A 10,454-nucleotide genomic window follows, 5' to 3' on the forward strand; every position below is an offset into this window, starting at 1 on the left:
GACAATTACATACGGAGCGTATGAGGGTTAGATAAGCCATACGCGACGTATGTCAATTGGCATACGGAACGTATGTGGATAAGGCCAGACAGAATGCACAGACCCCGCAAGGAGATGATCGCAGAGACGCGCGCCAAGCTGATCGCCGCGGCCCGCCAGGCCTTCGGCACGACAGGCTATGCCGAGGCCTCGATGGATGATTTCACCGCATCCGCCGGACTGACGCGCGGCGCGCTCTATCATCATTTTGGCGACAAGAAGGGGCTTCTGGAGGCGGTTATCGCCGAAATCGACGGCGAGATGGCGGCCAGGGTGAATGAGGTCGCCTCGAAAGCGCCGACTCGCTGGCAACACTTCGTCGACGAATGTACGACCTATATCGAGATGGCGCTGGAGCCGGAAATCCAGCGCATCATGTTCCGCGATGGCCCGGCCGTGCTGGGCGATCCGGCGCAATGGTCCAATGCCAATGCCTGCGTCGGCTCAATGACCGATCATCTGACCGCGCTGCAGGGGGAAGGGGTGGTCGTCCGCAGCGTCGACCCCGAGACCGCCGCACGGCTGATCAACGGCGCCAGCAGCCAGGCGGCGCAGCGGATCGCCAATTCGAACGATCCCGAAGCGACATCGAAGATGGTGGTGGCGGCGTTCAAGCAGCTGCTTGAAGGCCTGCTCAGAAAACCAGCTTCATAACAGACCCAAATCCCCCGTTGGGCGCCTCGCTGGCCACCGCCCCGATTGACAATCTTCAGGCAGAGCGCATCCTCCGCAGCCATCTCTGAGGGGAGATTCGGAGCCATGTGGGATTTCGAGATCGGCCGGTCGGTGTCCATCATGATCAGGACCTGGCCGTTCATTGTCTTTCGCATGATCGTCTATTTCGGCATCACCCTGGCTTACATCATGGCGACCGGCACCGGCGCCTCTGTCGGCTACGGCGTCGGCCATATCTCCACCGATCCCGACGGCCCAATGTCCTTTGCCCTGTGGGGTGGCGTGGTCGGTTTCGGCATCGTCTCGATCGCCGTCTACTGGATCCGCGAATACATCCTCTACGTCGTCAAGGCCGGCCATATCGCCGTCATGGTCCATCTGATCGACGGCCGGGATGTTCCCGACGGCCAGAACCAGATCGCCTACGCAAAGCAGGTCGTCACCGAGCGTTTTGCCGAGGCCAACATCCTTTTCGTCGTCGACCAACTGGTCAAGGGCGCTATCCGCGCCATCACCGGCCTGCTCGGCGGCATCGCCGCTTTCCTGCCCATTCCAGGCCTGAGCGGCCTTGTCTCTTTCATCAACACGGTGATCCGTCTGTCGCTGACCTATGTCGACGAGATCATCCTCGGCTACAACATCCGCATCAATTCGTCCTCGCCCTTCGAGACGGCGCGGCAAGGCGTCGTGCTCTATGCCCAGAACGGCAAGACCATGGTCAAGAACGCCGTCTGGCTGGCGGTCATCATGTGGGGGGTGTCGTTCGTCATCTTTCTGCTGATGCTGGCTCCGGCCGCCGCCATTCTGTTCATGATGCCAGGGCAGCTCGCCGGCTGGGCCTTCGTGCTCGCCATCGTCTTCGCCTGGGCCTTCAAGGCGGCTTTCATCGAACCTTTCGCCATCGCTTGCCTGATGCAGGTCTATTTCAAGACCATCGCCGGCCAGGTGCCCGATCCGGCCTGGGACGCCCGGCTGGCCGAGGCGTCGTCGAAGTTCAGGGAACTCAAGGACAAGGCACTGGCCTCCTTTGGCGGCTCGCGCTGGGGCACGGCCGGCGCGACACGCTGATCGGCGGGCTGCGCCGGCGCAATAACAGCGGTGTTGAGGTCCGCCACCGCTGACTTGAGCCGCGCCTCGCCTTGCCCGCAAAACGTCTCGCTCATGATCAGTTCAGGCAGCGGCAGCCGCCTGCCCCAGCCATGCGTCTCGAGGTCCGGTTTCGGCGCGAACTCGGAAACGCGACCGACGCAGAGATAGGCGATCGGCGTCACGTGCTCGGGAATGGCCAGCAGGCTCTTCAGCGCTTGCGGCTCGATGATGCTGACCCAACCAACGCCGACGCCTTCGGCGCGCGCCGCCAGCCAGAAATTCTGCACCGCACAGACCGTGCTGTAGAGATCCATCTCCGGATTGTGCCAGCGTCCCAGCGGTGAGCCCAGTGAGCGCTGGCGGTCGCAAGTGATGCAGATGTTGAGCGCGCTTTCGCAGATGCCTTCCAGCTTGAGTTTGCGGTAGAGCGCCTGTCTTTCGGCCTCGATCGCGGGCAATTCCTGCTCGCGGGCGGCCAGGAACAGGTCACGTACCTCCGCCCGTCGCGCGGCATCGCGAATGACGATGAAATTCCACGGCTGCATGAAGCCGACAGACGGTGCGTGATGGGCGGCAAGCAGCAAGCGCGCCAGCACCTCGTCGTCGAGTGCAGTGGGCAGGAAATGGCTGCGCACGTCGCGCCGAGTGAACATGGCGCGGTAGACCGCGTCGCGCGCCATCTGGTCAAATCCGTCGCCCATAGGAGCGGTCATGGTTTCCGGCATCGCTTGTCCCCTTGCGATTGCAATCCATGTCCTCCGCCTGACCATGCGGATGACGATGCCTGCCAGGCCGGTCTTCTGGCTTGGGATCAACCCGCGTCCGGTGCCTTCCCGTCATCGACAGTGGCATTTACCGGCGCGGTCCCCCTCACAGCGTTGGGCACGCCACGGAATTCAACCGTGTTCCCGATTCTCCCGCTTGCGCGGGCACCAGGCAGTGGCCGCGACCTTACGCCGAAGCGCCGGCAGCGCCAATCCCCGCAGCGACGCCAATGGACGCAGGCATGATTTTCCCCAGCCATCAAGCGGCAACGCATGGCCATCGTGGCGCCGGGGCACTAGATAGGGGGCATGACAACCCGTCTTTACACCCACCCGATCTTTCTTGAGCACATCACGCCGCCCGGCCATCCCGAGCGGCCGGATCGCTTGCGCGCCATTGAGCGCGTGCTCGATGACGAGGCCTTCGCCGCACTTGACCGCGTCAAGGCGCCGGAGGGCGACGAGGCCACGATCCTCTACGCCCATCCCGCCGATTTCGTCGCGCGCATCCGCGCCGCCATTCCCGAAGAGGGCCTTGCCCGCGTCGATGCCGACACCACCGCCAGCCCGAAAAGCTGGCAGGCAGTGATCACCGCGATCGGTGCCGCCAACGCCGCTGTCGACGATGTCTTTACCGGCCGTGCCGACAATGTCTTCGTTGCCGCGCGGCCGCCCGGCCACCATGCCGAAAAGAACACGGCGATGGGCTTCTGCTTCTTCAACACGGCGGCGATCGCCGCGCGCTATGCGCAGAAGAAGCATGGCGTCGAGCGTGTTGCCGTCGTCGATTGGGACGTCCACCACGGTAACGGCACGCAGGATATTTTCTGGGACGATCCGTCGGTGCTCTATTGCTCGACGCACCAGATGCCGCTTTATCCTGGCACCGGCGCGAAGAGCGAGACCGGCGCCGGCAACATCGTCAACGCGCCTTTGGCGCCGCAGACCGGCAGCGAGGTGTTTCGCGATGCCTTCCTGTCGCGCGTGCTGCCGGCGCTCGACAATTTCGCGCCCGATCTGATCATCATTTCGGCCGGCTTCGACGCGCACCATCGCGACCCGCTGGCCGAGATCAATCTGACCGAGGATGATTTCGACTGGGCGACCGGCCAGCTGATGCAACGCGCCGCCCGCCACAGCGGCAACCGGCTCGTCAGCCTGCTCGAGGGCGGCTACGATCTGCAGGGACTGGCATTTTCGGTCGCCGCCCATGTCGGCCGACTGATGAAAGGATGAACGATGGCTGCTGAGACCAACGAAGACGTCAAGGCGATGAGCTTCGAGCAGGCACTCGACGCGCTGGAGAAGATCGTCGATGATCTGGAGCGTGGCGACGTGCCGCTCGACCAGTCGATCCGGATCTATGAGCGCGGCGAGGCGCTGAAGGCGCATTGCGACCGGCTGCTGAAGGCCGCCGAGGACAAGGTCGAAAAGATCAGGCTGTCGCGCGACGGCAAGCCGGTCGGCACCGAGCCGCTCGACGCGGACTGAGGCACGAACAGCCTTACCGCTTTTGGACACGATCTTGGTTGAGGATTAAGCTCGTCCCGATTGAAACGGCTCCAGGACAAGAGGAGATACGGAAGCGATGTGCAGAAACATCAAGACCCTGTTCAATTTYGATCCRCCGGCAACCAGTGACGAAGTGCGCGACGCGGCCCTTCAGTTCGTSCGCAARYTGAGCGGAACGACGCGGCCGTCGAAGCAGAACCAGCACGCGTTCGACCACGCGGTCGAAGCCATCGCGGCATCCGCGCGCGAACTTCTCGATTCGCTCGAAACCCATCAGCATCCCCGCAATCGCGAAGAGGTGGCGGCCAAGCTGAAGGCAAAGGCGGCGATCCGCTTTGCCTGACGCGGCCAAAGCGGCCACTGAGCGTTGACAAGGAGAGTTCATGAGCTTCTTCCCCGGGAAAGACCCTGAAGCAGGCGATGCCTTTGCCAGCGACCAGATCGAGCTGATGGTCATCCCGAACGCCAAGGACATTGGCGGTTTTCAGGTGCGCCGCGCCTTGCCGACCGCCAAGAGGCGGCTGGTCGGGCCGTTCATCTTCTTCGACCGCATGGGCCCGGCGATCCTGCGCGGCGGCCAGGCGATGGATGTCCGCCCGCATCCCCATATCGGCCTGTCGACGGTGACCTATCTGTTCGACGGCAAGATCCGGCATCGCGATTCGCTGGGCACCGAAATGGTCATCCAGCCCGGCGATGTGAATTTGATGACCGCCGGCCGCGGCATCGTCCACTCCGAGCGTACGCCCGAGGAATTGCGTGGTGCGCCGATGTCGATCTCCGGCCTGCAGACATGGCTGGCCTTGCCGGACGGCAAGGAGGAAGTGGCGCCGTTGTTCGAGAACACGGCCGCGTTGCGGCTGCCCGAGATCGACGCCGAAGGCGTCCGCGGCCGTGTCGTCATCGGTGACTTCCAGGGGCTGCGCTCCCCGGTGCGGGCCGATACCGAGACGCTCTATGCCGATCTCAGACTGGCGCCGGGCGCCAGCGTGAAGATCCCGGCCGATGCGGAAGAGCGCGCCATCTATACGCTGGAAGGTGAGGTCGCGATYTCMGGCGAYSKCTTTCCGGCCGARCGGCTGCTGGTGTTCCGGCCCGGTGACGAGATCGTCGTATCCTCGGATACCGGCGCGCATTTCATGCTGTTCGGCGGTGCCTCGCTCGGCTCGCAGCGCTACATCTGGTGGAATTTCGTTTCCTCGTCGAAGGAACGCATCGAACAGGCCAAGCAGGAATGGAAGACGGGCCGCTTCGATATCGTTCCCGGAGATGAGGAAGAGTTCATCCCGCTGCCGGAAAACTAAGGAATATCGCCCAAAAGCGGCCCGGTTTCGGGACCACGATAGGCATGAAAACAAGGACTTGAAAGCGCGGGCATAAGCTGTTTCGACGCGCTGTCCTTTCGGGAGCAGGCCCGCGTCACTGACACGCATTTACTTTCGCAGGCCGGCGGCCTATCCCGCCGTTGAACAGAAAGCCTGAGACCCGTGAACGCAACGCCGCATACGCCGCTTCTCGACAAGGTCCGCATCCCGGCGGATTTGCGCGCGCTTGACGAAAGCGCATTGCCGCAACTGGCGTCCGAGCTGCGGCTCGAACTGGTCGATGCGGTGTCCCGCACCGGCGGTCATCTCGGCGCCGGCCTTGGTGTGGTCGAGCTGACGGTGGCGCTGCACTATGTCTTCAACACGCCGGACGACCGGCTGATCTGGGATGTCGGCCACCAGGCYTATCCGCACAAGATCCTGACCGGCCGCCGCGACCGCATCCGCACGCTGCGCCAGGAAGGCGGCCTGTCCGGCTTCACCCGCCGTGCGGAGAGCGAATACGATCCGTTCGGTGCGGCCCATTCCTCGACGTCGATCTCGGCCGGCCTCGGCATGGCSGCYGCSCGCGAYCTCTCCGGYGGCCRCAAYAATGTCATTGCCGTCATCGGCGACGGCGCCATGTCGGCCGGCATGGCCTATGAGGCGATGAACAATGCCGGCGCGCTCGATGCSCGGCTSATCGTYATCCTCAACGACAACGACATGTCGATCGCSCCGCCGACCGGCGCCATGAGYGCCTATCTGGCGCGYCTGGCCTCCGGCAAGGCCTATGCCGGCCTGCGCGACTTCGGCAAGAAGCTGACGTCTTACCTCGGCAAGCGTGCCGATCGGGCGATCACTAGGGCGGTCGAGCATGCGCGCGGCTATGTCACCGGCGGCACTTTGTTCGAGGAACTCGGCTTCTATCACATCGGCCCGATCGACGGTCACAATCTCGAACATCTGATCCCGGTTCTGAAGAACGTCCGCGACAATGGYGAAGGCCCGGTGCTGATCCATGTCGTCACCCAGAAGGGCAAGGGCTATGSGCCGGCGGARGCCGCCGCCGACAAATATCACGGCGTCAACAAGTTCGACGTCATCACCGGCGCGCAGGCCAAGGCGCCGGCCAACGCGCCGGCCTACACAAAGCTGTTCGCCGAAAGCCTGATCCAGGAGGCCCGCGAGGACGACCGTATCGTCGCCGTCACCGCCGCCATGCCGAACGGCACCGGGCTTGACCTGTTCGGCGAAGTGTTCCCATCTCGGACCTTCGATGTCGGCATCGCCGAACAGCATGCGGTGACCTTCGCCGCTGGCCTCGCGACCGAAGGCTACAAGCCGTTCGCGGCGATCTATTCGACTTTCCTGCAGCGCGCCTACGATCAGGTCGTGCACGACGTCGCGATCCAGAAACTGCCGGTGCGCTTCCCAATTGATCGCGCCGGTTTCGTCGGCGCCGATGGCGCCACCCATTGCGGCGCCTTCGACACCACTTTCTTGGCAAGCCTGCCGGGCTTTGTCGTGATGGCCGCAGCCGACGAGGCGGAACTGCGCCACATGGTGCGCACSGCGGCAAGCTATGATGACGGCCCGATCGCCTTCCGCTACCCGCGCGGCAACGGCGTCGGCGTCGACATGCCGGAGCGCGGCTCGGTCCTCGACATCGGCAAGGGCCGCATCGTCCGGGAAGGCAGCAAGGTGGCGCTGCTGTCCTTCGGCACACGGCTGCAGGATTGCCTGATCGCTGCCGAGGAACTCGGCGCGGCCGGGCTTTCGACCACCGTCGCCGATGCACGCTTCGCCAAGCCGCTCGACGAGGATCTGATCCGGCGGCTGGCCCGCTCGCACGAGGTTCTGGTGACGGTGGAGGAGGGCGCCATTGGCGGCTTCGCCAGCCACGTGCTGCAGTTCCTTGCTCATGAAGGACTGCTGGAAAGCGGCCTGAAGGTACGCCCGCTGGTGCTGCCCGATATCTTCGCCGACCACGCCAAGCCGGAAAAGATGTACGCCGATGCCGGTCTCGATGCCGCCGGCATCGTGCGCACGGTCTTCGTCGCGCTCGGGCACAGCACACGCGCTCAACGCGCCTGAATCAAAATCTCAAGCGCTTGAATCAGTTTGCCGGCTTGATTTCTTAACGCATTGTTTACGCTGCCGTTTGGCGCTTTGCTTACCGTGTCTCTTGGCCGTTTTTCAACGGCGCCCTGCTAGATCGTGTTCAGGCAGGGAGACAATAACAATGAGAACGCTTCTGTATGGCGTGGCGCTTTCAGCCGCCATCGCGGCACCGGCCGCCGCCGAAACACGCTTTGACCGCAATCTCGAAAAGGCGGCGGTGGGCATCGTCGCCAGCAAGATGGGCGATATCAGGGGCGGCTTTTCCTACAAGCAGGTGCCGCAGCTTGTGGTCCTGCCCGATCCCGTGCCTGCGTCAGCGGTTGCGTCTGAGCATCCAAATGAGCAAGCTTCAGGGGATCGGCATGACGGTCTGTCTCCCGCCGTCGAGCGCCAGGTGTCCCGCACCATTTTCTAGAACCACATATCGCGCACGCAACGGCCGTCGCGCGGCAGGTCGTCGTATGTCTCGAGGCCATCGAAATGGTCGATCGGCAGATCGGCGACGGCCTCCGGCGGCGCCAGCCGTACATTGACGGCGATGCGTATGCGACCGGAGGCACCGGCGCGCAGGCCGCGCCAGGCCAGCACGCAAGCGCAGGTCGGGCAGAACAGGATTTCGAGCGACGGCGTGTCCTTTCCGGCGCGCGTATAACTGCCCGTCGGGCCTGCAACACGGATGCGTTCGTCAACATAATCATAGGCCCAGAGCGTGCCATAGCGCCGGCAAAGCGTGCAGTTGCAGGCTGTGATCGGCCCAGGATCGCCCTCCAGGGTCCAGTGGGTTGCACCACAGTGGCAGGTTCCCGTCAGCATTCTCTCTCCCCCGGGTTTTGACGATAGAGGGCTCTCCCTTGACCACTATCTTGCCGGACCCGCTGCGATGCGCGCAAGCGGTTGTGCGGTTCGGTCCGTTCGCCGCTGTTTCCATGTTCCGCCCCAATGTCCTTGCCTTCACTGCCGGCTTTCGCCATGAAGGCCGATGAACTTGCCTTTGCCAGCCAGCACACGCCAGCGGCTCGACGATTTGCTCGTCCAGCGCGGCCTGTTTGCCAGTCGCTCGCGTGCCCGCGACGCGGTCGAGCGTGGCACCGTGACGGTTGACGGCGCCATTGCCCGCAAGCCCGGTCAGAACGTTTCGCCGCAATGCCTTGTTGCCATCGACGATCCGGCACAGGGCTATGTCTCGCGCGCGGCGCTGAAGCTGATCGGCGGGCTTGACCATTTTAGTCTCGACCCAGCCGGCCGCGAAGCGCTCGACATTGGAGCCTCGACCGGTGGGTTTACTCAGGTGCTGCTCGAACGTGGTGCGTCCCATGTCACGGCAATCGATGTCGGACACGGCCAGATGCACCCCGATGTCGGCAAGGATCCGCGCGTGACGGTCGTCGAGGGGCTGAATGCACGCGATCTCACCATCGCCGATCTTGCCGGCCGTGTTCCGGATTTCATCGTTTCCGACGTCAGCTTCATCTCGCTCAAACTGGCGCTGCCGCCGGCGCTCGCCCTTGCAGAACCTGGGGCTGCAGCGGTCTTTCTGGTCAAGCCGCAATTCGAGGCGGGTCGCGAGGCGATCGGCAAGGGCGGTCTGCTGAAAGATCCCTTCGATGCCGCCCGTGTCGCCGGCCTGCTGCAGGATTGGCTGGACGCCGTTCCAGGCTGGCGCTCGCTCGGTTTGCATCTGTCGCCGATCGATGGCGGCGACGGCAATCGTGAATTCCTGCTCGGTGGGATCAAGGATCGATGAGTACGCGCTTCACCATCAAAAAGCTGGGCGCCCAAGGCGATGGCATTGCCGAGACTGAAAGCGGCGATCTGTTCATCCCCTTCACGCTGCCGGGCGAGACCGTCACCGCCGCGCGCGAAAGGGACCGCGCCACGTTGATGGCCGTGCTGGAGGCCTCGCCGCTGCGCATCGAACCCGCCTGCCGCCATTTCACCGAATGTGGCGGCTGTGCCCTCCAGCATTTCGAGGCCGAAGCCTATCGCCAGTGGAAACGCGACAAGGTGGTGCACGCCCTGAAGGGCTTCGATTGCGACATTGATCCGCTGGTCGCCTGCGCACCGCACACGCGCCGCCGTGTCGTGCTTGCCGCCCGGCGCGGCGATAAGGGTATGTTGCTTGGCTTCAACCGCCATCTATCGCCGGAAATCATCTCCATATCCGAATGCCCGATCTCGCTGCCCGAGATCGTTGCCGCACTCGACCGGTTGCGGGCGCTCGCCGACCTGATATGCGCCACCACCAAATCGTTCCGGATGGCGGTCACTGTGACGGGTTCGGGCCTTGATGTCGCGGTACATGAATCCGGCAAACTCGGCGAACACCAGCGCCGCATCGCCTCCAATTTTGTCCTTGCGCAAGGCTTTGCCAGACTGTCCATCGACGATGAGATTGTCATCGAGCCGAGGAAGCCTGTGGTCATGTTCGGCAGCGTCGCTGTCGCCGTGCCGCCGGGTGCCTTCCTGCAGGCGACCGAGGTCGCCGAACAGACCATGGCCGACATCGTCGGGGGACATCTGAAGCGCGCCAAGAAGGTCGCTGATCTTTTCGCCGGTTGCGGTAGCTTTGCCTTGCGGTTGGCCGCGAAGTCGGAAGTGCATGCCGTGGAGGGCGATGCGGCGGCACTTTCAGCGCTGGACAAGGGATCACGCTTCGCAACCGGCCTGAAGCGGGTGACGGGCGAACGCCGCGACCTGTTCCGCCGGCCGCTGACGTTCAAGGAGTTGAACGCCTTTGACGGGCTTGTCTTCGATCCGCCGCGCGCGGGCGCCGAGGACCAGTCGAAGCAGATCGCCCGCTCGGATGTTCCCTTGGTTGCCGCGGTGTCCTGCAACCCGGTGACACTGGCGCGCGACCTGCGCATCCTCATCGATGGCGGCTATCAACTGAAAAGCGTMACSCCGATCGACCAGTTCCTGTGGTCGYCSCATGTCGAAGCCGTCGCTC

The 10,454-nt window shown here is 63.8% G+C and carries 11 protein-coding genes, 1 pseudogene and 1 riboswitch; of the genes and pseudogenes, 10 read left to right on the forward strand and 2 right to left on the reverse strand.

All coding sequences use genetic code 11. The features are described 5' to 3' along the window. The first annotated feature begins 93 nt into the window (after window positions 1-93). Both AC1DX0_RS23885 and AC1DX0_RS23890 read left to right on the forward strand, forming a co-directional pair. Entirely contained in the window at window positions 94-693 is a 600-nt protein-coding gene (locus AC1DX0_RS23885; protein WP_477219664.1) for a TetR/AcrR family transcriptional regulator, read from the forward strand. A gap of 105 nt (window positions 694-798) precedes the next feature. Further along, complete coding sequence (locus tag AC1DX0_RS23890; RefSeq protein ID WP_477219663.1) at window positions 799-1,782, forward strand: hypothetical protein; 984 nt, start codon at window positions 799-801, stop codon at window positions 1,780-1,782. Window positions 1,783-1,898: 116 nt separating this feature from the next. Here the strand turns inward: AC1DX0_RS23890 and bluB are convergent. Next, a pseudogene (bluB, locus tag AC1DX0_RS23895) lies at window positions 1,899-2,573 on the reverse strand (5,6-dimethylbenzimidazole synthase); the annotation flags it as partial. Window positions 2,574-2,576: 3 nt separating this feature from the next. Then, a riboswitch (cobalamin riboswitch) is annotated at window positions 2,577-2,755 on the reverse strand. A gap of 121 nt (window positions 2,756-2,876) precedes the next feature. Here bluB and AC1DX0_RS23900 point away from each other — a divergent pair. From AC1DX0_RS23900 to AC1DX0_RS23925, 6 genes are all read left to right on the forward strand, one after another. Next, window positions 2,877-3,803, forward strand: a complete 927-nt coding sequence (locus tag AC1DX0_RS23900; protein WP_477219662.1) for a histone deacetylase family protein — start codon at window positions 2,877-2,879, stop codon at window positions 3,801-3,803. Between the two features lie 3 nt (window positions 3,804-3,806). Further along, window positions 3,807-4,058, forward strand: a complete 252-nt coding sequence (locus AC1DX0_RS23905) for an exodeoxyribonuclease VII small subunit (RefSeq protein WP_056565628.1) — start codon at window positions 3,807-3,809, stop codon at window positions 4,056-4,058. 97 nt (window positions 4,059-4,155) lie between these two features. Next, on the forward strand, window positions 4,156-4,422 hold the full coding sequence (locus tag AC1DX0_RS23910; protein ID WP_477219661.1) for a DUF2277 domain-containing protein: 267 nt from the start codon (window positions 4,156-4,158) through the stop codon (window positions 4,420-4,422). Window positions 4,423-4,462: 40 nt separating this feature from the next. After that, a complete protein-coding gene (locus AC1DX0_RS23915; protein WP_477357063.1) occupies window positions 4,463-5,383 on the forward strand; it encodes a pirin family protein in 921 nt (306 codons plus the stop codon). A gap of 183 nt (window positions 5,384-5,566) precedes the next feature. Continuing rightward, complete coding sequence (gene dxs / locus AC1DX0_RS23920; protein WP_477357065.1) at window positions 5,567-7,480, forward strand: 1-deoxy-D-xylulose-5-phosphate synthase; 1,914 nt, start codon at window positions 5,567-5,569, stop codon at window positions 7,478-7,480. Window positions 7,481-7,628: 148 nt separating this feature from the next. Then, complete coding sequence (locus AC1DX0_RS23925; protein ID WP_477219658.1) at window positions 7,629-7,922, forward strand: hypothetical protein; 294 nt, start codon at window positions 7,629-7,631, stop codon at window positions 7,920-7,922. On the opposite strand, the gene AC1DX0_RS23930 is transcribed toward AC1DX0_RS23925, so the two are convergent. Further along, window positions 7,919-8,320, reverse strand: coding sequence for a GFA family protein (locus AC1DX0_RS23930; RefSeq protein ID WP_477219657.1), 402 nt, complete (start codon window positions 8,318-8,320; stop codon window positions 7,919-7,921). The two genes, AC1DX0_RS23925 and AC1DX0_RS23930, sit on opposite strands and share 4 nt — an antisense overlap. Before the next feature lie 166 nt (window positions 8,321-8,486). Here AC1DX0_RS23930 and AC1DX0_RS23935 point away from each other — a divergent pair, with 166 nt between their 5' ends. Beyond that, window positions 8,487-9,251: a TlyA family RNA methyltransferase gene (locus tag AC1DX0_RS23935; RefSeq protein ID WP_477219656.1), complete on the forward strand. Its 765-nt coding sequence runs from the start codon at window positions 8,487-8,489 to the stop codon at window positions 9,249-9,251. Then, window positions 9,248-10,454: class I SAM-dependent RNA methyltransferase (locus AC1DX0_RS23940; RefSeq protein WP_477357067.1), on the forward strand; the 1,207-nt coding region annotated here is incomplete at its 3' end. The genes AC1DX0_RS23935 and AC1DX0_RS23940, both read left to right, overlap by 4 nt.

This window comes from Mesorhizobium sp. P3_A9, from assembly GCF_056402975.1.

Coding starts and splice junctions, on each gene's coding strand:
- AC1DX0_RS23885 (WP_477219664.1), top strand. CDS start 94: ATGCACAGACCCCGCAAGGAGATGATCGCAGAGACGCGCGCCAAGCTG.
- AC1DX0_RS23890 (WP_477219663.1), top strand. CDS start 799: ATGTGGGATTTCGAGATCGGCCGGTCGGTGTCCATCATGATCAGGACC.
- AC1DX0_RS23900 (WP_477219662.1), top strand. CDS start 2,877: ATGACAACCCGTCTTTACACCCACCCGATCTTTCTTGAGCACATCACG.
- AC1DX0_RS23905 (WP_056565628.1), top strand. CDS start 3,807: ATGGCTGCTGAGACCAACGAAGACGTCAAGGCGATGAGCTTCGAGCAG.
- AC1DX0_RS23925 (WP_477219658.1), top strand. CDS start 7,629: ATGAGAACGCTTCTGTATGGCGTGGCGCTTTCAGCCGCCATCGCGGCA.
- AC1DX0_RS23930 (WP_477219657.1), bottom strand. CDS start 8,320: ATGCTGACGGGAACCTGCCACTGTGGTGCAACCCACTGGACCCTGGAG.
- AC1DX0_RS23935 (WP_477219656.1), top strand. CDS start 8,487: ATGAACTTGCCTTTGCCAGCCAGCACACGCCAGCGGCTCGACGATTTG.